The sequence below is a fragment of the Shewanella piezotolerans WP3 genome (genome assembly GCF_000014885.1).
GTDB classification, from domain to species: domain Bacteria; phylum Pseudomonadota; class Gammaproteobacteria; order Enterobacterales; family Shewanellaceae; genus Shewanella; species Shewanella piezotolerans.
Window position 1 is genome coordinate 2,183,450 of sequence record NC_011566.1, and the last position, 23,192, is coordinate 2,206,641.

General features: G+C 45.3%; 14 protein-coding genes. 8 read left to right on the plus strand and 6 right to left on the minus strand.

Annotated elements, in window-relative coordinates:
* Nucleotides 1-13 precede the first annotated feature (13 nt).
* Nucleotides 14-904, minus strand: coding sequence for a LysR family transcriptional regulator (locus SWP_RS09415; protein ID WP_020912225.1), 891 nt, complete (start codon nt 902-904; stop codon nt 14-16).
* Nucleotides 905-919: 15 nt separating this feature from the next.
* Entirely contained in the window at nt 920-2,641 is a 1,722-nt protein-coding gene (locus SWP_RS09420; RefSeq protein ID WP_020912226.1) for a Na+/H+ antiporter NhaC family protein, read from the minus strand.
* Nucleotides 2,642-2,852: 211 nt separating this feature from the next.
* On the opposite strand from SWP_RS09420, the gene SWP_RS09425 reads away from it, so the two are divergent.
* The 3 genes from SWP_RS09425 to SWP_RS09435 all read left to right on the plus strand — a co-directional run bounded on the left by SWP_RS09425 (nt 2,853) and on the right by SWP_RS09435 (nt 8,457).
* Nucleotides 2,853-5,681, plus strand: coding sequence for a TonB-dependent receptor domain-containing protein (locus SWP_RS09425; protein ID WP_020912227.1), 2,829 nt, complete (start codon nt 2,853-2,855; stop codon nt 5,679-5,681).
* A 65-nt stretch (nt 5,682-5,746) separates the two neighbouring features.
* Nucleotides 5,747-6,913 (plus strand): M14 family metallopeptidase, encoded by a 1,167-nt coding sequence (locus SWP_RS09430; protein WP_052634168.1) that lies wholly within the window; start codon nt 5,747-5,749, stop codon nt 6,911-6,913.
* Complete coding sequence (locus tag SWP_RS09435) at nt 6,910-8,457, plus strand: N-acyl-D-amino-acid deacylase family protein (protein WP_020912229.1); 1,548 nt, start codon at nt 6,910-6,912, stop codon at nt 8,455-8,457. Before SWP_RS09430 ends, SWP_RS09435 begins: the two co-directional genes overlap by 4 nt.
* A gap of 45 nt (nt 8,458-8,502) precedes the next feature.
* Here SWP_RS09435 and SWP_RS24150 read toward each other — a convergent pair whose 3' ends face one another.
* Entirely contained in the window at nt 8,503-8,649 is a 147-nt protein-coding gene (locus SWP_RS24150) for a hypothetical protein (RefSeq protein ID WP_020912230.1), read from the minus strand.
* A 216-nt stretch (nt 8,650-8,865) separates the two neighbouring features.
* Between SWP_RS24150 and SWP_RS09440 the strand changes: the two genes are divergently transcribed.
* The gene (locus tag SWP_RS09440; RefSeq protein WP_020912231.1) at nt 8,866-10,923 is read left to right on the plus strand and encodes a CapA family protein; all 2,058 of its coding nucleotides are present in this window, start codon (nt 8,866-8,868) and stop codon (nt 10,921-10,923) included.
* Nucleotides 10,924-11,087: 164 nt separating this feature from the next.
* On the opposite strand, the gene SWP_RS09445 is transcribed toward SWP_RS09440, so the two are convergent.
* A complete protein-coding gene (locus tag SWP_RS09445) occupies nt 11,088-12,296 on the minus strand; it encodes an NAD(P)/FAD-dependent oxidoreductase (protein ID WP_020912232.1) in 1,209 nt (402 codons plus the stop codon).
* Between the two features lie 98 nt (nt 12,297-12,394).
* Between SWP_RS09445 and SWP_RS09450 the strand changes: the two genes are divergently transcribed.
* Together SWP_RS09450 and SWP_RS09455 are read left to right on the plus strand one after the other, a co-directional pair.
* Nucleotides 12,395-12,598, plus strand: coding sequence for a hypothetical protein (locus SWP_RS09450; RefSeq protein ID WP_044555809.1), 204 nt, complete (start codon nt 12,395-12,397; stop codon nt 12,596-12,598).
* 283 nt (nt 12,599-12,881) lie between these two features.
* Complete coding sequence (locus SWP_RS09455) at nt 12,882-13,208, plus strand: DMT family transporter (RefSeq protein ID WP_020912233.1); 327 nt, start codon at nt 12,882-12,884, stop codon at nt 13,206-13,208.
* 46 nt (nt 13,209-13,254) lie between these two features.
* On the opposite strand, the gene SWP_RS24155 is transcribed toward SWP_RS09455, so the two are convergent.
* Nucleotides 13,255-13,404, minus strand: a complete 150-nt coding sequence (locus SWP_RS24155) for a hypothetical protein (RefSeq protein WP_187148509.1) — start codon at nt 13,402-13,404, stop codon at nt 13,255-13,257.
* Nucleotides 13,405-13,970: 566 nt separating this feature from the next.
* On the opposite strand from SWP_RS24155, the gene SWP_RS09460 reads away from it, so the two are divergent.
* Nucleotides 13,971-14,510: an outer membrane beta-barrel protein gene (locus tag SWP_RS09460; RefSeq protein ID WP_020912236.1), complete on the plus strand. Its 540-nt coding sequence runs from the start codon at nt 13,971-13,973 to the stop codon at nt 14,508-14,510.
* A gap of 412 nt (nt 14,511-14,922) precedes the next feature.
* Here SWP_RS09460 and SWP_RS09465 read toward each other — a convergent pair whose 3' ends face one another.
* Nucleotides 14,923-18,762, minus strand: coding sequence for a S8 family serine peptidase (locus SWP_RS09465; RefSeq protein WP_187148545.1), 3,840 nt, complete (start codon nt 18,760-18,762; stop codon nt 14,923-14,925).
* A gap of 675 nt (nt 18,763-19,437) precedes the next feature.
* Between SWP_RS09465 and SWP_RS09470 the strand changes: the two genes are divergently transcribed.
* Nucleotides 19,438-23,082, plus strand: coding sequence for a S8 family serine peptidase (locus SWP_RS09470; RefSeq protein ID WP_020912238.1), 3,645 nt, complete (start codon nt 19,438-19,440; stop codon nt 23,080-23,082).
* The last annotated feature ends 110 nt before the right edge of the window (nt 23,083-23,192 follow it).

Genomic DNA, 23,192 nt, shown 5'->3' on the forward strand with positions numbered 1-23,192 from the left:
ACATAACTAAAGGTTATACCTCTGCTTTTTCGGCTGTTTTTCTCAACGCTTCTAGAAAAGCGGTTGCGACGTTAGACAGTGCTTTGTTCTCTAAATGAAGTGCCGATAATTTGAAGTTAAGTGGAGGTTCAAAGTTGGCCATCGACACTTCATCATTCAGGTTTCCGGCCGCTGTATATTCATCCACCACACAGACACCCATCTTTTGTGCCACCAATCTGGCTGCAATGAAGTAGGTCTGTACCTGAATATTGCTGTTAACTGATATCGCCTCTTGGTTTATGCGATTCCATAAAATATCGCCAAGAGGGCCACTATCCCAAATCCCAATGAGCTCTTTGTTTTCTAACGCTTGAATGGGAACGGTTGCCGCAAACGAGTGCTCTGATCCGGTTGGATACATCAGCACCAACTCCGAGTTACAAATAACATGTTGGCTAACTCCAGCGAGTGGTGGTGGAGAGAACACCAGCGCGAAATCGATTCGGTGCTCAAGCAAGGCTTGTAGCACATCTTCATTGTGTATGGTCTCTAGATTGATGTTGATGTCGGGGTGTGACTTCCGGTATGCAGCCACGGTTTCCGGTAAGTAATCAAACCCGAGTGCAGGGGTGACGCCAATGCTTATGCTGCCGCTGCGACTTTTTCTGATATTTTCTGCCGTATTACGCACCGAGTGGATCTGCTTATATACCTTATCGACCTCGCTAAATAGCATTTGTGCTTCGCTGGTGGGCGTGAGGCGTCCCTTCTGTCGTTGAAATAGTGAGAACCCCAGCTGCATTTCAGCATGGGCTAACACCTTACTCACCGAAGGTTGTGACACATGTAAAAACTGCGCAGCATTGGTTATCGAGCCGGTGGTATAAATTGCGTGAAAAATCTCTATATGACGTAATCTCATAAAGCCTCGTTAAAGTTAGGCGAAAATCAGTGCAGACAGAGTCCACAAAATGGCAGCCAGCACAGCAGCTAGGCTGGCGGGGTAAATTTGTGATTTAACATGATCCATTAAATCGCAACCGGTCGTCATCGAACTTAATATCGTGGTATCTGAGATCGGCGAACATTGATCGCCGCAAACACTGCCATTGAGCACAGTGGCAAAGCAGATCATCATATAGATCTCTGGGTTATCAATTCCACTACTCATGGCAATAGACCAAGCGAGCGGCATAGCTAATGGAAAGGCAATGGCGTAGGTGCCCCAGCTTGTGCCTGTCGAAAATGCGATAACCATGGTTAACACTTGCAAGAAAATGGGCAGACACCAATAAGGCATTCCTTCACCGAGAAAATCGATAAGGTACAGCCCGCCGCCCACTTGCCGGCTTAGTAATCCAATAATAACGGCGAGCATTAAGATAACAGACCCGAGTACGACTCCTTTTACGCCTTGATTGAAACCGTCGATAAGATCGTGAATGGACATATTTTTAGCTAAGGCGATCAAGACACTTAATAGGAGTGCAGCGGCAAATGCCCATGCGACCTTGGGGGAACCAAGCGTTAGGAATGTGGTTATTGCGATGCCAATTAACAGCAGTAATGGCAATATGAATTCCAGCATACTCGATTTATATCCTGTAGGAACACTGGGCTTAGACAGCTCTTCTGCGCTCATTGGTCGAGCCGTTGGGGCATCAAGCTGACCAGTCTTTATCGCGCGGAGTCGGGCTTGGCGCAGCCTTTTTCCTGAAAAAGTCATGATATTCAGGCTCAAAAGTAAGGTACCCAATACCGCGATAATGCCGTAAAAGCTAAAAGGGATACTGGAAAAGAAGAAGTTGATTCTGTCTTGTGCGGTCGCTAAAAAGGCCACACCGGGTACAAAAATAAGCGCTTGAACATAAGCAGGCCAAGCGTTGAAGGCGATAACCGAAGCAATCGGTGACGCCGTAGAGTCGACGATATACGCCATCTCTTCATGGCTCACATTAGCCTTATCGGCAAGTGGCTTAACGGTCGTACCGACTAATACAGTGCTGACGGTTCCGCCTTGAAAGAAGATCACGCCTAAAAACCAAGCGACTAATTTGGCTGATCTGGGCCCGCTAACATAATGCTCTGTCATATGGTCGGCAAACGCTTGCGCCGCCCCAGTTTTTGACCATACCCCCATCAAGCCACCTAGTAACCATAGATATAACAACAAGATACCTGCAGCACTCTCGGTTGCCAGGCTCGGTATTATGATGGCATCGATAAGGTCAAACTTACCCAGTAATAGGGCGCCAGATATAATACCGCTCATTAACGCGATAAGCGGTTCTTTGGTGACAAGGCATAGAAAGATAGCCAAAAATGCCGGGAATATCGACCAAAACCCGAGATGAAAGCTCGGTTTGGAAAGGTAGATTGAACCGTCCTTTGTCACCCATTGTTGGTCTAAATCGACTGGCTTAGAGTAGAGGTTGAGTGCCGCTTGTGTTAACGGTGATTTCGCATAGGGAGTGAGTGATTCAATGCGTTTTTTTACCCCGTCCTCTTCATAAAAAAGTGCTCCAGCTTCATTTTCTTGGGTAGCAAAGGAATAGAGCTGCTCTTTCCAAGTCGGTTCTACAGTGAAGTGAACATAAGCGCAGAGAGCAAAGCTCAGTAAGGTGAATAGTAACACCACAGGTTTTTTCAAACTGTCCATTGGAATATATCTCTTTTTATTATCTGCCCAACAATTTAACACCATTTTATGTGCTTGTATTAAACATAAATTTTACACGGTATAAACAAAGGTTATACGATGGTTATAAAATGTAAATTGTATGTGCCAGCAGAAACTGTCATCACTATAGTCCCGAATTGAATGGCGTTTTGCGGTAGCCGAATAATAAGAAATAATTAATGGTGATATGATGAAAAATAAGGATATTCGCAACTTTGCGCTTAACTCTATAACCCTAGGTTTACTAACTACTTTGGCTGCTCCTGTACTTGCAGAAGAGACCCCGCCAGCAATAGAGGAAACGGTTGAACGTATTCAGGTTTTAGGTTCAAACATTAAGCGAGCTGAGGCGGAAGGGACTTTACCCGTCACGGTATTGAGTGAAGATGATATTGAAGCTACAGGTGCCGCGACAATTGATGAGTTATTGCGATCAATACCTCAAGTTGGTGAGGTCGCTTTTAATAATGAGCGAGCCGTTGGTGGAGTGAATGATGCGCGTGGTGATGTATCGTCAATTAACTTAAGAGGCCTTGGAACGGGTAACACATTAACCCTATTGAACGGTCGCCGGCTAGTGTTACACCCAGGAACCCAGACTGAAAACTATGTCCCTGTTGCAACAGTGAACGCGAATACACTACCTGTGAAAGGGCTTAAGCGTTTAGAAGTGTTGCGCGATGGTGCCGCTGCTGTTTATGGTTCTGATGCGGTAGCAGGCGTGGTTAACTATGTCTTGAAAAGTGATTTTGAAGGCACCAATGTGAGTGTTAACTATGGTAGCTCTGAGGGAACTGATCTAGATCAGGTGACTATCAATGGTGCAACAGGCTTTAGTTTTAACGAAGATAAAACGCACATGACAATGTCACTAGGCTATTACGATCGTAATGGTATGGATGCAAGTGAGCGTGATTATTCTAAGTCGCAAGATAGACGTGAGTACCCTGGATTACCAGAAGAGTTTGTCGGTGACACTCAACTCGATAACAGAAGTAGCAGCACACCTTGGGGCTCATTTTCCTCTAGCTCTTTAGGCAAATTTCATATTCAACCAGACACTATGGATGGTTGTGTTCAGCAGTTAGAAAATGGTCTTTGTGCCGATAAAGGCAGCCTTCCGCGAGACATGAGATATGACAGGGCGGCAGATCAATCGATGACGTCCGATGTAAAACGCCTTAACTTCTATAGTTATCTAACCCATGAAATAAATGAAGATTTAGAGCTTTTTGGCGAGGCTATCTACTACAAAGCGGACTCAAACCGTGTTCGTGAACAATCGGGTAATTTGACTGCACAGCGTTTCACCATTGCTGAAGACGCTTATTACAATCCATTCGGAGAGGAGGTGACTGTACGTAGTTACCGTCCAATCGATGCGGGTGGCAGAGACATTGAAGTAGAAGATACTAGCTTTAGATTACTAACGGGTTTAACCGGATACGCGGGAGATTGGGACTGGGAAACCGGACTACTATATTCAGAAGCCAATACCTTAGATACCGCGCGCAATCGTATTGATGCCAACAAATTTGTTAGAGCCGTTAATAGTACTGAAATGAGCAGTGCGTATGACATTTTTAATGGTGGTGATATTAATAATATCAATAGTGGTGATGGCACACCTAACCCACAAGCGGTGATTGATCTATTCACAACAGATGTTACTCGAGAGAGTGAAACATCATTGGCGCTAGCCGACTTTAAGGTCTCGACAGCAGAGCTGTTTGAGTTACCCGCAGGTGATGTTGGCTTTGCCAGTGGTATAGAGTGGCGACGTGAAACTTACAGTGATGACCGTGACCCTCTACTTGATGGTAGTCATCCGCTTACGGATCCAAATAGCGGCGAAGTGCTATCAGGTAGTAGTGTGCTGGGCTCGAGTCCAACACCTGATGCTGATGGTAGCCGTAATGTGTTTTCGGCATACGGCGAAGTAATAGCGCCAATCCTAGCGGATATGTCCTGGGCGCAGAGTTTAGAGCTACAGTTAGCGTTACGTTATGAAAACTTCTCTGATGTGGGTGATGTGCTAAAACCTAAGGTGGCGCTATCTTGGGTACCAGTGGATGGTTTACAGCTTCGTGGCGCATACTCTGGTGGGTTTAGAGCGCCCAACCTGCCCCAAGTTGTTGAGCAAGGAGTTTCACGTTCAAATACACGATATGACCCCGTCACGGATTCATCCTATGCAATGACCGAGATCCGTTCTGGTAATGCTAACCTGGAACCGGAAGATGATATTAACAAGTCACTTGGTTTGGTCATCTCTCCCCTTGATAACCTAACCTTTACTTTTGATTGGTGGAATATCGAACAAGAGGGTGTTGTTGGCATATTACCTAGTCAGACTCATCTACTTTATGACTCATTAAAACGCTCTCAAGGCTCAACCAATACCGCGGTTATCCGTGGAGCTGACGGTGAAGTGATTGAGATCCAAAACCAGTACCAAAACCTTAGCCCAAGAGAGATCGAGGGTATAGATTTTAGTGTTTTTTATGGTTTAGAGACTGCCATCGGTGAATTTGATTTTAATCTTAATGCCGCGCACCTCATCAAGTTTGATCAAGAACCAGACGCAATTACAGCTGAAGTATTGGCGGCACAAGAAGCGGGTGACCCTTCGGTACCACAGTCACAAGTGGTAGCAGGCGCCAATGATTTGATAAAGCAAAATGGTAGACCTGAATGGCGTGCATATACGTCTGTGCGTTGGAAGTTCCAGCCTTGGAGTGCTGGTGTAACGGCTAACTATGTTAGCGATTTCGTTGACACCAGTACCGCGACCAGCGAGGGTGAACCTCTGCCTATCGACAGTATGATTACTGTCAATATGTACGCTGATTACACCTTTAATGATGCCAGTTTATTAGATGATACTCGGATCCGACTCGGAGTGAAAAACATTGCAGATGAGCAGCCACCAATAGCAGATGAAAGCTTCGGTTACTTCTCTAGTGTTCATTCAAATCGTGGTCGTTATTTCTATATCGATATTCGTAAATCATTCTAAATCTACCTCTTAAAACACAATAAACCATAGAGAGCAAACGCTCTCTATGGCTAAGGTTTTTGAATATGTTGTATAAAATCAGTTTTATTATTCTCAGCTTTGTGGTTATTGCCTGCAGTTCAGTCCAGCCGGTAACGCGTTGTGACGGGCCAGATCTTAAGATCAGCAGTAACTTTGAGAATGCAAGAGTTAACGATTGCAAGATTGTCGATGGTAAAATCAAGCTCAGCATTACCCCAGAAAATGAGCCTATTAATGATAGCCCTTGGTACGCTTTTAAGATCACCTCTACGACAGAGAAGGAGGTTGAGGTATCAATCAGTTACCAAGGTGGGCATCAAAGATATACCCCTAAAGCCAGTCAAAACCGTATTAACTGGCAGCCTTTAAAGTATCGAGTGCGTAATAATGTGCTGCACTTTAAGGTTGCAGTAAGCCCGACGCCTACGTTTATTGCAGGCCAAGAGTTAATCACTAATAAAGACTATGACATATGGATGAAAAGCTTAGCTAAACAGCCAAATGTGCGTCATTACACTCTGGGCCAATCAACACAACTCCGAGATATTGGTGCGCTTGAGGTCACAGGCGAGGGAGATGAGTGGATAGTTGTTCTCGGACGTCAACACCCGCCTGAAGTCACCGGTGCTTTAGCGCTATTTCCATTCGTTAATAACTTGATTGCTGATAGCCAATTATCAGCCCGCTTTATGCAGCGATTCAATATATTGATCGTGCCAGACTTAAACCCAGACGGTGTGGCCTTAGGTAATTGGAGACACAATGCAAATGGTGTGGATCTTAACCGTGATTGGAAAGCATTTAAGCAGGTAGAGTCGAGATTGGTGCGCGATAAGCTTAAGGCCATCACTCAGAGCGGCGGCAAGATCGTATTTGCCGTTGATTTCCACTCAACCAAGAAAGATATTTTTTACACCATGCCTTCTGATTATGGTTTAAACCCGCCGTTGTTGGTTGAAAGCTGGCTTGCGGAGTTGAGAGAGACCGTGTCGCCCTTTGTGATCCGCGAGCAGCCTGGACACAATTCAGACAAGGGGATCTTTAAGCAGTTTATTGCTGATGAATATGGGGTTCATGGGATCACCTATGAGATGGGTGACAATACCGATAGAGCGGTAATTAAGAAGCTTGCAGTAGTCGCTAGCGACAGTTTGATGCAAAAAATGCTCACCACAACGCCGAGTGAGTTTAAAGGGAAGTCGCTGAAATGAAACAATTGTCATTAGTTGCCAGTTTACTATGCGTGTCGCTCAGTTCCATTGCTGTGGAACCACAAGAGGTCGATCTATTAATCAGTGGTAAGCGCGTGCATATTGGTGATGGTTCAGCGCAAAGAGCGTTAGATATAGCCATTTGCGGCGATAAAATTTGCGGTATCAGTCCGCTGGGCGAAGTGAAGTACGTTGCTAAGCAAAGGATTGATGCTAAAAACTCTGTCGTGAGTCCTGGGTTTATTGATCCACATACCCATAGCATTGAACAGTTACTGAGTGAGGATAAAAAAGCCAACCTCAACTATCTCTATCAAGGTGTTACAACTGTGGTCAACGGTAACGACGGCGATGGTCGTGCCGACATTCAACGATTAAGCATGCAGCTTACTAAAAATGGTATCGGTACCAATACCGCATTACTTGCGGGCCATGGCTATATTCGTAGGGCAGTAATGGGTTTAGCTGAGCGCTATGCCACTAAGGCTGAGATAGCTCAAATGCAAATGTTGTTAACGCAAGCGATGGAGCAGGGGGCGGTGGGGCTATCGAGCGGATTGTATTATGTTCCGGGTGTGTATGCCGACGCCGAAGAAGTGATTGCATTGGCGAAAGTCGCAGCAAAATATGATGGCATTTACGATACCCACTTACGGGATGAAAGTACCTTTAATATCGGTTTTACAGCGGCGATAGAGGAAGCCATTAAGATTACCAACGCTGCGGATATCCATCTACATATTGCCCATATAAAAGCCTTAGGAAAAGATGTTTGGGGGCAAAGTAAAGATGTCATCAAATTGATTAATGCGGCGCAGCAATCGGGTAGCAGTATCTCAGCTGACCAATATCCATGGCGAGCCTCAGGTACCAACCTTAAGAGTGCTGTGGTGCCAAAGTGGGTGATGGCCGATTCACGTTCTCATTTTTTAAGTCGACTCGAAGACCCTTCAAAGCGAGCGCAAATTATCAGTGAAATTGAAGAGAATATTAGGCGTAGGGGTGGACCCGATTCACTACTTATCACCGCAGCAGAAGATGAGTCTTTAGAGGGGGAGACGCTAAAAGAGATCGCTGCTAAGTATCAAAAAACGGCAGCAGAGACCGTGCTGGAATTGGTCAAGGGTAGCCGAATTCGAGTGGCATCTTTTAACATGTCACCGGCAGATATAGAGCGATTTATGGTGCAGCCTTGGGTCGTTACCTCATCGGATGGCACCGATGGTCATCCTCGAAAGTATGCCAGCTTCCCTAAGAAATATCGTGAGTATGTGCAGCAAAAATCTTTGCTAACCTTGCCGCAGTTTATTCAGCAAAGTAGCAGTAAGACAGCCGCAATATTGAAGCTGGATAAGCGAGGTTTATTACAAACCGGCTATTTTGCAGATATCGTTATTTTTGATTCTGAGCGATTACGTGATGAGGCTGACTTTGCTCACTGGAACCGCTTGTCTAGTGGAGTTGATTACGTTGTTATAAACGGAAAGCTGGCCATCAACCAAGGCCAATATACGGGCTTGCTTGGGGGCCGAGTTGTGAAATAGCGCCTTTCTTTAAAGGCGTTGATTTTAGTGTTGGTTATTTAGGCGCTAGTTGTAACCGAGCACATAGCAAGATTCATCGGCTAAATACTCGTTAGTCCAAGTATCTGTTGGTTTTTTATCGCTATTTACCTCGTCCAATGCTAATTGCTGCTCGTTTTTATCTACACTGAAATGCTGTAATTGATGTTCCATGTCGGCTGCCTCATTTGTCTAGTTTGTTTACGTTAGCAAGTTTTATATTGCTTGGCTAAGACAGAAGGTTGCTTAAACTATAGACAGTGTCTATAGCGTGATATTTCCCTTTTTACTTCATAACCTAACGTTATGAACTTGGCTGATTATTTGCGGTGTGTAGCTCGCTTTAATCGGATATATTTAACGATTCATTTACCTTTGGGTGACTAACATATGACCTTCAAACTGATCTGCTGCAGCGTATTTCTGCTCTCGGCCAATGTCGCAACTGCGGCAGACTTGATAACCCTAAAAGGGCGAGTGTTTACTGAGGCTCATAGGCCGATTGCACTGGCGCAGGTATCGGTCGGTCAACAACTTGTGCAAACGGATAATGAAGGACGCTATGAGCTTAAGGTCGCGGCGGCGGAATCTTACTTGTTAAAGTTGCAGGCGAAAGGTCACTATCAGGGGCTGCAAACATTCAGCCATTATGAGTTAGGCGCAAGTAATAACACTATTGGTGATATCCAATTGGTGGCGGAAAAAGCAGGTCGTACATTGCTCACCTTCGGTGGCGATGTGATGATGGGTCGTCGTTATGCAAAACCGCGTTTTAATAACGCAGTGATTATTAACGCAGAGAGTAAAACTGAAGACACGAGATCGATAGTTCAACATGTTAAGCCCTATTTAAGCTTGGCTGATCTCGCCTCGGTTAATTTGGAAACGCAGATCGCCGCTCATAAACCTGCAGAGCGCGCGCCAAAATCAGTAACCTTCTATTCGCCCCCGGAAACCCTCGCGGCATTAGAATGGGCTGGGATCGATTTTGTCACCTTAGGTAACAATCATACTTATGACTATCTAGATGAAGGGCTGGAGTCAACACTTGCTTATCTTGCACAAAGCCCTCTGGCTTATGCCGGTGCAGGCAAAGATCAAGCTGACGCATTAGCCGCTTACCGAACCACGCTCAACGGTAACCCGTTTTCATTTTTAGGTTACGTGGGGTGGCAGGGAAATTTCACACCAAATCAAACCGCTTCGCTTAAAAAAGGTGGCGCCGCTTTCGGTTCTGAGGACAATATTCAAGCGTCAGTCGCGCAAGAGGCTTCGGCAAGCAGAACGACCGTGGTGCAGTATCATGGTGGATTGGAATATAGCGCTGAGCCGACAATGGTTTTGGAGCAAAAACTAAAGTTAGCCATTGATAGCGGTGCGGATTTAGCCGTTGGGCATCATCCCCATGTCACTCAAGGTTTTGAGATCTACAATGACAAATTAATTGCTTACTCAATGGGGAATTTCATCTTCGATCAGTATTTTTACGCGACACCCTATTCTTTTATGTTAAATGTGTGGATGGACGGTGATGTTTTTCACCGTGCTGAAATTGTCCCTGTTTATTTGAAAGGCTATAAGCCGACGCCCGCGACGGGTGCGCAGCGCTATACGGTACTAAAACGCTTGAGTACACTATCTAAAAAGCGCGGTGTCGACATTCAAGTCTCAGGTGGGCATGGGGTGATTACGCGTCACTCTCCATCGCGCCAACCTGGGATGTTAACGATAAAGCCGTTGGCAAAGCAGAGTGTATTTGATCTCTATAACAGTGATTGGAGTCAGCAACTTAAGCGTGTCGAAAGTAACAAGACGGGGATAAAGTATCGCGTTGGCAAAAATCTGGTTAATGGTTCTGATTTTGAAAGCTTTGCGCTGTTTAATACCGCAGAGCGTGGTTGGGATCTCGACCAATCACCGTTTGAAATAACCACTGCAGAGGCAAGTAGTGGCCAATATGCGCTCGAAGCAAGATTACCAGCCAAGGCGACTGCAACCATAGGTATGACTAATTTTCGTCGAGTTTATAACTCTAGCAGCCCGATGACCTTAGCCTTGAATATCAAAGCGCCTCAAAATACTAAGGTGAATCTTTATTGGCAGGGGCGCAAGACGCGAGAAAAATTAGACACGGCATTACAGCAGGGTGAAAAACACTTGATAAGTAGTCAGCTTCTATCTGGCGAAAATGCACAATGGCAAAACATTGAGGCACAATTTAATTCACCTCGGATTGGTTATCGTAGTATCCGCGTATTAGTTGAATTTGAAAACCTAAGCCAATCAAGTGAGTCGATTTATGTTGATGACATAAACTTGATCGAGTGGCAGTCAGCATTTTCGAGTCAACCGAACTTCAAACCCATGTCTGATGATGCCGCAGCTGCATCGCATATTGGTTTCGATCGTCCTCTGGCAGCCAACGAGCAGGTGACACTTAGCTTTTAATATGGATTAGCCTACCTTGAATGAGTTCGCCAAAAACACTCTGAGTAGATCAAATCCTTCTACCGATTGGTAGAAGCATAAAAAGGAGGCGCTTGCCTCCTTTCTTGTATGTTTAATGCTCCCCTGACCTGAAGCACCTTTCGAGTCAGGGGATGTTGCGTAGTTTAAGCTGGCTTAAACATACATTTTAAGCGCTTGATGATAATCAGTCGTGACATGGTAAACAGGCCACTGACCGTTTTTTGATGCAGGCGGAAAATCGTATCGTACAGGCGGCGAACTAAGCGGCCTTTTAACACTAATCTGTCATTCATCAGGGTGCTGATGGCAAAGTTATGCCCAATTGCAACGACCATTCCGCCATCCTTGTAGACGAAAGGTTTCAGCGCTTTGCCCTCTAAATGCGCCACCAAGTTCTTTGCTAAATGCACTGCGGCGCGATTAGCAGCCTGTGCTTTTGGTGGGACTTGAGTACCATCTGCCTGAGGGATTGCGGCGCAATCACCTAGGGAGAAAATTGATGCATCAGCTGTTGTAGCCAGTGTTTGCTCAACGACCAACTGATTCGCGTTATTACTCTGCAAACCACCGATGTTTTTAAGCCAATCGGGCGCTTTAATTCCAGCAGCCCAAAACTGGACATCAGCGGTTAATATTTTGCCATCGACAGTGGTCATGCGCGAAGCTTCAACACTGGCGATACGAGTGTTGAGCATGATGTTGACCTGGTACTGCTCAAGTCGTGATTGAGCTAGATCTGACATTTTCTGTGGACTATTAGGTAATACCCTGTCAGCAGCTTCTATCAGGTTGATGTTTAGTTTGGCGGCATAAGGGTTTTTCGCCAATTTTGCACTTACTTTCGCTAACTCAGCAGCGAGTTCAAGACCGGTAGCGCCTGCACCGACGATATTAATGGTGCGCTCTTGGCCTGAGCGTAACAGGGTGCTTATCTGGTGCCAACTATCTCGAGCTTGCTCTGGAGTGTCGAGAAACAGGCAGTGCTCTTTAGCACCTTGAGTCGCAAAATCGTTGCTAATGGCGCCGATAGCAATCACTAAGTAATCATATTCAATAGTATCTGCTTCACCGTTAGGCTTACGCACCACGAGCTGTTTATCTTGTCGGTTGATGTCTATCATCCACGCTTGATAATGCATGTAACCATTCTTAGCGCCATGACTAAAATAGCAAAGGCTGTCGAGGTCGCTATCAAAAGTTCCCGCAGCAATCTCATGGAAACGAGGCTTCCAGTAATGGTGAGTTTCCCCTTCGACAAGGACGACTTCATCTTGACGATTGACAGAACGTCCTAAGAGACTAGCGATTTCAAGACCAGCAGCGCCGCCACCAACAATAACAATACGAGACATAATAGTTCCTCTGTGCACCGTAATCGGTGCTGTAATACTTTTGACAATTGCCTTAGGGCTTGAGCGTTCAAAAAGAATGCTCTTCCTTAGGACTTAAGATGGGGCTCATTATAGTTACCATCGTATTTGGAACAATTGGCTTAAAAGGCAAATTACTTTTACCAAATAGTAATAATCGAAGTGTAGGCTTGGTGCTGGCCGTCCTTGAGACATTAAATCGTTATTTAAGGGCGACAGAGATCGTTGTGCTATACATGCACTTTGGTTGTTCGGTGATGTTAACTTTTCAGGCACCTTCTTAGCGTTTGCTAATTGTTTACACCTTTCTAAACTTCTTTTCGCCCTCATTGTGAGTCCTTTTCCGCACTGATGACTATTTCTCGAAAAGTTATCGCCTTAGACTTTAAAGAGGTCGAGCCTGAATACGTTTGGGCTTCTTGCTTTATTACTCAATAGCAAAAGTGATTTACCATTTCACCCGATTATTACCTGATTGATTATTAATATAATACTCGCAATAAAATCAGTGTCCCCATTTTTACTGCGGGGATTCCCGCCGCTTACTTTAGATTTAAGGCTTACATTATGAGTTGGATTTTTCTATTACTGGGTGTCATGGCTGAAGCTTTATCTCATGTGGCGCTAAAAGCGACTGATGGTTTTAGCAAGCCGTTGCCTGCTGCTATGGTCATACTGGGCCATTTGACGGCATTTATCTTTCTAGGCCAAGCGATGAAAGGCATGCCGGTTGGAGTGGTGCATGCGTTATGGGCGGGTCTGGCTATTGTCACCGTCACATTACTATCCGCGCTGTTTTATCGTCAACATTTGGATTTAACTGCTTGGGTTGGCATGGGGCTAGTGGCCGCAGGAGTGATAATGATTAACTTGTCTCAAGGACATAGTCACTAGGGGCTGTTGATCTTTCGAGCTTAGTTTTTGTTCGAATTCAATGCTTCTAATACAAGGCTTGAGCGATAAAGCTTAGCTGGCTAAGTGAAAAGCTCATAACACCGTAATAGAAGCATTGAAGCGAACCCAAAGGGCCGCGTTTCTTGGCTATTTTTACTGTGTTGTAGACTATTTGTGGAGAATAACTAAACGGCATAGCCTCCGCCTTGTCAAAATAGCCAATAAACTGCGGCAAAAACAACCGTGAAAGATCAACAGCCCCTAATAGCCAGTCGCCTTGCGTTTATCCCGTTGAACTGATGTTTCTCCAAAGCGCTATATCCTCGGAGTTTTTACCCTAGCGGACAAGACTAATTTATAACTATGATTTGTTATACCAATCAGTATAAAGATTTGATCGCTCAGCGAGAATTTAGCTGCTTTGAGGTAAGGCAATAAATGAAGGACATAGTTATTCTACGTTCAAGTTCATTAACGCAGCATCAAAGCCGCTAAAACTCGCCTGTAAGGAGTGTTTTTGGCTTCCTACTTCTGCGTTGAATAAACTCATAAGGGAACAACCATTGTGTTCTATATCCGCCTTGAATTAGTTCGCCAGAAACACTCTGAGTAGATCAACTTCTTATACTGATTGGTATTACTGTCTCATTATTTAATACAAACTGGCTGGCAATAGGCACTTTTTCATCGTGTTCCCAATGAGTAATCTAACCTCAACGTCGATTACGACGTGAAATAGAGAAGTCATTAGTGAGGTTTGTTATGAAAATTAAAACAATACTAGCCGGTGTATTATGTTCAGGGTTGCTCGTCAGCAGCGTAAATGCTGCTGAAGTTGAGTTTTTTGTTGGTGCTGCGGCTGGTTATCAAACTGATAGCGTCGACGGCAAAATTAGCCATGATACCGAAGATGTTTCGTGGCAAGGGCGCGTCGGTGTGTTGATTGAAAAGCAACATCGAATTACTGGCACCTTCGGTTACATGGAGGATGAGTTCTCGCAAGCAGGTATCGATTATAAGCAGGAGCAATATAGCTGGTTACTGTCTTATGACTACCTGATGCCTGTACATAAAGACGTTAATCTTTTTGCTGGTGTTTCTGTGGGCGCCAATGACAATAAGATCGCTGGCCGTGCCGATACAGACGTGGCTTGGGGAGGGCAAGTGGGTGTGCAATATAAGTGGAGCGACCATCTTTCATCAGACTTAGGCTACCGTTATTTAGAGCAAGATTACGATCGTCATGGGATCACTATCGATAACAGCCAGCAGATTTATCTAACCTTAGATTACAAATTTTAGTGTGATACCAATTGCATTAAAAGTTTGACCATTCAGCGGGAATTCAAAACGTTGTAGGTAAGTAGTGGGATTTGAGCTAATAGTTATTCTATACCCAAATCCCATAGCGAAGCATACAGCGTTTTGAAACCCGCACTACGTGAGGCCCTCAGTCTTTCCACTTCTGCTTTGCATTGGCTTAAAAGGGAATAACCATTTCTTTACCAATGCGCTTTGAATTGAAAAGACTGAGGGACTCTGAACTGGCCAAATACTTAATGCAATTGGTATGATTTGTCATTGGCAGAAAAAAGCCGACTGCAGTGCAGTCGGCAAAAGTATTAACCCTAAAAGATCCTGTGTGAGCGATCCTAATTGACAAGAAATCTTAATGTTGGGCGTTGTCACTTCAAAACAGCGCCCGGTCTTATGACTAAGTTGACGACTTCTTTGTGCGACGACGTAAACCTAATGCTCCCAATAACAGAACCGACAAGCCCATTGCACCACCACTAGAGTCACTAGGTTCTGGTGTTGGCTCTGGAACGATATCTGCTTTAACTGCAATGCTAGCTGTTGCTGCAACCGCGGTTTTAGTGCCATTACTGACTGTTAGCTCAAGCTCAACTGTGCTATCAGTTTCAACATCCGGCAAGGTCACTGCGATATCCATCCCTGTTGCATCATCTATGGTGACATCTGGCCCTGAGGTCTGCGCCCAAGCATAGCTAAGTGTATCGGTACTGTTTGGTGCAGTACTGTCACTTGCCGAAAGGTTGACCACAGTTTTCTCATTGGCATTAGCTGTCCATGTTGCATCACCATTGATCTTGGCGACAGGGATCCCCTCTAGATGAACCGGCGTGAGTGTTTCGGTTAAGCTGACACTATTTACTGTATGGCTCACTTCAAAATTCAGCTCAGTAGACATCACCATATTACTCGTTGCCAGCGCCAGTACGATTACCTGTGCATCGCTGCCGGCTGCTTGAGTAACTTGCCAAGCGATGTTTTGACCATCGACAACGCCGTCGTGAGAGTCACTTTCAATTGTTAGCCCTGCAGGGATAGCAGTTTGTATGTCAAATACCATCTCCTCATCGCTAGCGTTTGCGGCTAACTCTAGGCTAAGCGTTAATGTGTCACCAGTATTTACCAATTCACTATCGGCTGTAGTAGTCAGGTAGGTGGCATGTCGATAAAGCTCAATTGGCATCAAACCAATGTTGTCGGCTGCATCAACACCAGTACCGATCTCAAGAGCGGTAACATATAAAGTGTCAGACTTAAGCGCCTTGTCCCAATTTACTACGATACCAACATCTTCATTAGCATCGACTTGAGAGTTGAAGTCTACGCTCACTGAAGAATCATCTTTGCCGATAATCGCGAGTTCAAGGCTGACACTGTCAATGGTATCTGAAGGTGCAGATGTATCACCAAAATTGTGTATCGCGACATAGTAACTGCCAGGCTGTGGATCGTTGACTTCACAATTTTCATAGGCTGTTTCTGTTGCGCTCATACAAAGCAGATCACCCATCTCATAAGCATCATCAGGCTTACCGTTATAGTTAGCATCTCGGCCGATATAGAGGTCGAGATCTGGTGAGCTAGTCTCTTTAATACGAGCGACGATACGCTTGGTATTAGGTGTGACGTTGATAAGCGTAGAGTACAAGTAGCTGCTGTCGTTATAGACATTTGCTGGCCAATTGCTCTCGTCACTATCATCGCGAGGGATGTCAGCTTCAATGACTTCGACTTCAGCTAATTCAAACACGGCAACTTGTAGATCGCTAGTGCCGACGGTTGTAACACCCTCAATAGCGATGCTGCCCTGATTTTTACTCGTTTCAAGGTAGGTTTCTGCTGGGAAACTTCCTGCTACAAAGGTACCGATTACGGGCATCGCCGAGCGGGTGAGGCTGGCGTCTGCCGGCGTGAGTAATAATCTGCCCATGCCATACTCTGAGTCGAAGCCACTTGAAATTGTTGCTGTGACATCGAGCGTAATGCTCTCGCCCGCTGCAAGGGTAAAACTGCTGGGTGATGAGCTTACGGTTAACCCATCAACACTTGCATCACCTGAAGTGGTCCAAGTCGAAGCCGATGTTGCGGTGAAAGTTCGCGTCCAGCTACAGCTGATCATACAGTCACTCTGCACAGCCGATGGCATGTTCATCTCTTCTGGTTTACCACCAACATCAGGATTAGCATCCATATATTCTTGGTAAGTCACATCCATAATCAAGCCGGTGTTGAGGGCTTTAGCGATTCGAATACTACCAGCACCAGAATCGAAGAAGTCTGATGGTGTGACACCGTCATCTTTACGAGTTTCAAATACCGCACTTAACATTAATGCAGATTGTAGTTCGGCAGGTGTCCAGTCTGGTTTCAGGGCGGTGATTAGGGCCATGGCTCCAGCTACGTGAGGGCTAGACATTGAGGTGCCGTCCATGAAGGTATAAGGAGACTCAGTTTTCTCTTCACGCCAAGGTTGGTACTCCGAATTGGCTGCATAAATAGCAACGCCGGGAGCAGCAACGTGTGGCGTTAGCCAGCGATTCATAATTGGTTCTGGACCGCGAGAGGTAAACCAGGCGGCAATATCGGCATTATCAGGATTGCTTTCCAGGCTAGAGCTTCCAATGGTAGCGGTATGGTCACTACCACTTGCTAGCCAGGCTTTTAAGTCATTGCCTTGCGCTGCATTGAGGTGTATCGCTGGTAATGAATGGAAATCGGCATCGACAGTTTCTGAGCCGCCATCGGTGTTCACTAGAATTAAACCGCCCGCACCGCCAGCTAATACATTACTGCCTTTTGAAACTCTGGCTATTTCTCCACGTTGGCAGACAACAATCTCGCCAGAAAAGGTGTTTTCAGCAAATGGGTTTAAGCAGTCGGCATCACCGAAATCAGCTGCATTAACAACAGCAGCTGTGATCCCGGTTGTTGCGCCTTTACCTGTCAGGCTAGCAAGGGCATTATCACCACCGGTAAAACTCACATCCTTATCAGTAAAGCCACGGTCGTGAGTGTAAGCTGCAACGGTTGTAAGCCATGGTGCATTGCCAGGGGAGCCTACAGTTTCAGCTTCTGGACCAGAGTTACCCGCAGAAGTCGCAACGTGGATGCCGGCTTCTCGTGCCGATAAAAAGGCAAGTGCATCGGTATCATACCAAGGGTCGCTGGCGCCACCACCCACTGAGTAATTGAGTACCTGTACGCCGTTTTCAATGGCATGTTCAACGGCGAGGGCAGAGAGGTCAGTCCAACAACCAACATCAGCAGCACAGACTTGGTAAGAGACGATGTTTGCATGGGGAGCCACGCCACTGATTTGGCCAAAGCTAAAATCGGCTTCATCGCCAATAACATTGTAAACAGGCACGTTTATTACTACGTTGCCCGCGGTTGTAGAGGCAGTATGTGAGCCGTGACCATTGTGGTCGATACCGATGAGGTCATCACCTTCTGGCACGTAATCGGCTAATACGCCATCATTAGCCCAGATCCCTATCAGCTTGTCATTACAGTAATAGGCAAGTTCTGAGTCGGCACAATGACCAAGATAGACACCTTCACCTAGTGGGTTGGTATGATCATAACCATCGCCACCAATATCGGCAAATGATGGGTTAAAGGCGCTAATCCCTGTGTCAAGGATACCAACGATTACGCCTTCACCTTTACTAGCCATACCGGTTGCACTACCATCCCATGCTGACGGTGCTTGGATATGTTTCGGACCTGTATCTGTCATTAAGTGGCGGCGCTGTACTTTCTGAACGGCTTTAATGCCTGCCACACCTTGGAGTGTTGCAGCTTCCTGTTCACTTAATTGAGTACTAAATCCATTGAGTGCAATTTGGTAATCGCTCTCAACAGTCAGTTGTCTTTTCAAACTAGACTGTGCCCGTTGTAAAGTTGAATTAGTCTGCTCTGCCAAATACTTAAGGTAGTTTTGGCTGGCAGCACTCTGCACATCTAGTGTGCCATTGCCTTTACGTTTATTTGCTGGGTTGCTAAGTATGCTGGTGGCCTTAAGGTTGGCGATTTCGCCTTTATAAGTCGCTAATGGTTGGTCATCGAGTAATACCATGTAGAGGTTATCAGTATTACGTTTGCTCGCTTGTAGCTGATTGCTGCGCTGACCCGAGTCAGCGTCTAAGCCACGGCTATCAACCATATTAGCCTGAGATACAGGGCTTAATACTATGCTGAGAGCCACTGCTATGAGGCTTTTCTTATATGTTAATTTCACCTGGTCTTCCTCGTTTTCTGTCTTTGTAATTATTTTTAGTATTTTTCTGTTGTTGCTGATGGCAGCGAACAGAAAATAGGTAGGAGTTGTTAATTCGACGTAAACTTGATACCCCATCGAAACCCTACTGAGCAAACCTCAGACTACTATTCGACTTCACTTATCCTTCATTTCTTTTTCATTTTCTTTTAAAACAACAGCTTGCAAGTTATTTTTGTATCTGAATGTATCGTTGTTTTTTGATTTTTATGCACAATTCACTCCTGTAAAAGCGTTGGGGTATGGAGGAGAGTATTTGTGCTTATTCTTATTTAACTTGTTGTTTTATAGTTGGTTATACCTGTTCTTTCTCGTCACACGCTTTAAAAGCGTCTGTGCAACACGGCAAACTTGCCGATTTGACAAGTGAAAGACTGGTTAATTTAACGAATGAGAGAACAAAACTTAAAATCTGGTGGGTTTTAAGTTTTTGTATTTAAAGGAAATGAAGATAAATAGAAAGAGAAAAGAAACAAAATGAAAGCTGCGGTGCTTGTTGTTTGGTGGCAATTAGCAGAAAACCATAAACGTAGAGAGTTAATAAGTTGTTAACCTGGTAAGGCGATGTAACTGGTTAGCCGTAAATAATTCGACCTAGACAATAAAAATAATATCGCAACCTTTTAGGGAAAAAATATGTCATTTAAAAAATCAAAACTGGCAACCTGTATTGCACTCGCTGCCATGGTACCAGCAACGATTGCTGTCGCACAAAGCACTGATGCGTTATCTAGCTACAGTGCACAAGCTAAAAAAGGCCAACTGGTTACTTTCAATGTCTATCTAGCGGATGTTGGCTCATTGACTAAAGCGACAGTCAATAACAAGCAAAAATTCGCCGCAAACCTTAAGCAGGTTGAAGCTAAGCAAGCTGCGGTACTGGCTGACATTACAGCGCTTGATGGTAATATCAACGTGCTTCCAGGTGCCAAGATTTTTGGCAACTTCGTCCGTGTACAAGCTGATGCATCTTATGCCAATAAAATTAAAAATATAGCGGGTGTTAAGGCCGTTGTGACTGAAACCACGACTGCTGTTATTCCGGCCAATGCGTTGGCTAAACCTGTCGTAAGTTCGACTTCATCGACCAAGGCTCCTGCGCTAGTGGATGATGCTACTGCAGGGGAAGGTGTTAAAGTTGCGATTATTGGCACAGGTGTGGATTACACTCACGTAGGTCTTGGTGGAGACGGTCAAGCAGAGACTTATGGCGAAGCGATGGTAAATGCTTTGAACGCCTATGATGGTTTCCCAACCGATGTCGTTGTTGAAGGAATGGACTTGAGCAGTGATGCTGGCTGGGGGCTCGATCCAAACCCAATTGACCAAAATATCTATTTCACCCGAGAGCATGACGGTGCAACCCATAACACTGGCCATGGAACTCGACTTGCAAGTGTGGTTCACTCCCTTGCCCCTGGTGCGAAAATATCGGCATTTAAAACTTCGAATGTGTCAGATCCGTACGGTAATGGTTATCAGCTATCACCAGAATCAAGCAGTACATTTATGCTGGCGTTAGAGTATGCGCTAGATCCTAATCAAGATGGCAGTTTTGATGACCGCGCTGACATTATCGTAGTCGATGCTTTTGGTGGCAATGCATTCTATGCGCCTTCGGATACCGGGATTTCAGGTTTAGTAGCCGAAGCTCATGCGATTGAGATGGCGTCTGGGTTAGGGGCATTAGTGGTTGTCAATGCCGGTATCGGTGGAGAATGGTTCGATAACCGTTTTAATATAACTTGGCGTGGCGCCGCTCCAAGCGCATTAACCGTTGGCGGTATGTCAGCAGATGCTGATGGCAATATGATGGTGACGGAAAGTACTCCCCATGGCCCAGTTCGTGGTGCGAATGGGTATTCTAAACCTGACATGGTGAGCTACGCCGAGAACATTGACGTAGCAGTCGTAGGTGGAGGCACGCAAACCGATGTTGAATCAACCACGGTCATGGCTGCTGCGCGAACTGCAGCAGCAGCGGCTATCATAAAGTCGAAGCGACCAGAACTGTCGATGGTTGAGATCAAAGCCTTGCTGATGAACACGGCAAATAACAATGTAATGGATCTCGAAGACAAGCAAGCTGATCTTGTGCTAATTGGTAATGGTGTCGAGGATTTAGAAGCCGCGCTGAGCTCTTCAGTGGTCGCTTGGGAGAAAAATAGCTACCAACCTAACTTGAGCTTTGGTTTTGAAGAGGGAATGGGGGTACAACGCTTCGTTAAAGAGGTGCAGTTAAAGAATTTATCAGAAGAAACAGTAACCTATGAAGTTGCTGTAAACGCTATGGCTAAAAGCGGTAACGGCTCACTGACATGGGATGTTCCGGCTTCGGTTAGCGTTCCTGCTGGTCAAACTGTTATCTTCCCGGTGGTACTTGAAATTGATTTTAGTAAGTTAGAAAATTGGCCATTTAAGATGGCCTCGGATTTTAACTCTAAGAACTGGTCTGAGATTGAATTATCAGGTCAACTGCAATTGACTGCAGAAGAGAAGCCAACTGTGAGCATGAGTTGGTTGGTGAAGCCGAGAGTTGGTACTAGCATTAGCCGCGACTTTAGTACATTTGAAGAGCAGTTTAGTTCTGAGATGAGCATTCAGTTTAGCCCAGAAGCAGGTTCGTATGTGCAGCAATTCTCAAACAGCAGCCCAACTGAGACTACGATTGCGGTGTTTCCTGCAATGTATCATCAGAAACAGCTTCCTGAAGGTAAAGAAAATACCCAAGGTAATATGCCGAATGTAGTCGGGGGCGGCATCTATGACGAAGCTATGTGTTCAACGGGTAAAAAACTGGTTGTAGCAGGTCGTTTCTTCAAGCCTAACGATGCCGGGATGGCGAACCATTTCGATAAAGCTGGTGCAGCGCTTATTTGGTGGAATGTTTACCAAGAGCAGTTCGTATTGGATAACGGGTTTGATCAGGCGGTGAATGGTGAACCTTTTGCGTGGGATGAAGCTAACCAGGTTGTTATGGGAGGCTTTATTGAACCTGATGAAAACGGTGCACCAGCTTCATGGTATATCGATTATAACCAAGAATACGACTGGATGCAGCCGCGTAAGCGTTACACTAAATCTAAACTGCCAACCTATATGACAGGCCACGGGCAGAACTTTGTGTCTCAGTATTGTCTAGAAGATCTTTACCATGGTGACAACATGGCTAGTATTGAAGATTTCGATCAAAATCACGGTTGGATTTTCGCAACAGACCGTGATGCAGTGGCCGATCTTGGCGAGCCGATTATTCAATACAACCCTGTTAAGTACGGCAAGGTAGAGAAGCAATCTTACTTTGATTGGTTTAGCGGTGAGATGAAAGAGATTGAAAGCAATGGCGGTGGATTACCATTAATGTCACGCCTAGTCGAAGAGGGTGAAAGCAAAACCTATAGTCCTATGATGACCTTAGCTGCTGGTGAAACAGTAGAATTAGGTATGGCTAGCGAATGTAACTTTACCTTTGGCTTTGGCGGAGATGGCTGTACTAATCACGGCATGATGTTAATCAGCTTGGAAGATAACTGGGGCATGACTTCGCCAATGGGGCAAGGCAGTTACTCGTTTATCGCTCACCCATTAGATGGTCAATCGCACAGTGTTGATGAAGATGCTGAGATGGGTGACCTCGTTGGAGCTGTGTTGCTTGACTCAGAGTCATTCTTTGCTGCCGCGAATTTTGATGCAGAGTGGACGCCCTATTCGCTGAGTTTAGCTAACGCGATTCCTGGCGATCCATTTGCTATTAATGATCAAGGTGAAATTATTGTTAACAATCCAGCAGCGATTGATTACGACTTAGGCAATACTAGTTTTAACCTAGAGGTCATTGGTCGCCATGGTAATACTTATACTGCGGTATCAAATGTACAAGTAATGGTTAACAACGTTAATGACATTGCTCCTGAGCTTGTCGCTGAAATGCCTGCAGTTTCCATGGGAGAAACTGATACAGTTGAAATTGATGCTTCTATGTACTTTAGCGAAGCGGAAGGTGATGCTCTGACCTATAGTGCGACAGGGTTGCCAGAAGGTGTGAGCATTGACAGTGTCAGTGGCATGATCAGTGGTAGCGCAGCTGCAGGGGCTGCTGGAGAGTACGAAGTGGTTGTAACTGCAGATGATGCAGTGAATAAAACAGAAGCTAGCTTCGTGATGACGCTAAATGCTCCTGTTGCTAAGGAGCCGGTAAGTGTAGATAACGGTGGTAGTTTAGGTGTTGGATTACTTAGCTTATTTGCACTGCTAGGTCTGCGCCGAAAAGTACGCCGTTAAGTAAAGCATGATCTAACTGACATCTGTCGTTAGTTAAAAGAGAGCACATCAGTGCTCTCTTTTTTATGGCAAAGGTACAATTTGATACAGCTAAAGCGACTCATAGGTGA

Bases quoted from the DNA above. Each gene is read 5' to 3' on its own strand.
- SWP_RS09430 (WP_052634168.1), top strand. From the start codon at position 5,747: ATGTTGTATAAAATCAGTTTTATTATTCTCAGCTTTGTGGTTATTGCC.
- SWP_RS09420 (WP_020912226.1), bottom strand. From the start codon at position 2,641: ATGGACAGTTTGAAAAAACCTGTGGTGTTACTATTCACCTTACTGAGC.
- SWP_RS09450 (WP_044555809.1), top strand. From the start codon at position 12,395: ATGGGGCTCATTATAGTTACCATCGTATTTGGAACAATTGGCTTAAAA.
- SWP_RS09425 (WP_020912227.1), top strand. From the start codon at position 2,853: ATGAAAAATAAGGATATTCGCAACTTTGCGCTTAACTCTATAACCCTA.
- SWP_RS09445 (WP_020912232.1), bottom strand. From the start codon at position 12,296: ATGTCTCGTATTGTTATTGTTGGTGGCGGCGCTGCTGGTCTTGAAATC.
- SWP_RS09470 (WP_020912238.1), top strand. From the start codon at position 19,438: ATGTCATTTAAAAAATCAAAACTGGCAACCTGTATTGCACTCGCTGCC.
- SWP_RS09460 (WP_020912236.1), top strand. From the start codon at position 13,971: ATGAAAATTAAAACAATACTAGCCGGTGTATTATGTTCAGGGTTGCTC.
- SWP_RS09415 (WP_020912225.1), bottom strand. From the start codon at position 904: ATGAGATTACGTCATATAGAGATTTTTCACGCAATTTATACCACCGGC.
- SWP_RS24150 (WP_020912230.1), bottom strand. From the start codon at position 8,649: ATGGAACATCAATTACAGCATTTCAGTGTAGATAAAAACGAGCAGCAA.
- SWP_RS09435 (WP_020912229.1), top strand. From the start codon at position 6,910: ATGAAACAATTGTCATTAGTTGCCAGTTTACTATGCGTGTCGCTCAGT.
- SWP_RS09455 (WP_020912233.1), top strand. From the start codon at position 12,882: ATGAGTTGGATTTTTCTATTACTGGGTGTCATGGCTGAAGCTTTATCT.
- SWP_RS09440 (WP_020912231.1), top strand. From the start codon at position 8,866: ATGACCTTCAAACTGATCTGCTGCAGCGTATTTCTGCTCTCGGCCAAT.
- SWP_RS24155 (WP_187148509.1), bottom strand. From the start codon at position 13,404: ATGCCGTTTAGTTATTCTCCACAAATAGTCTACAACACAGTAAAAATA.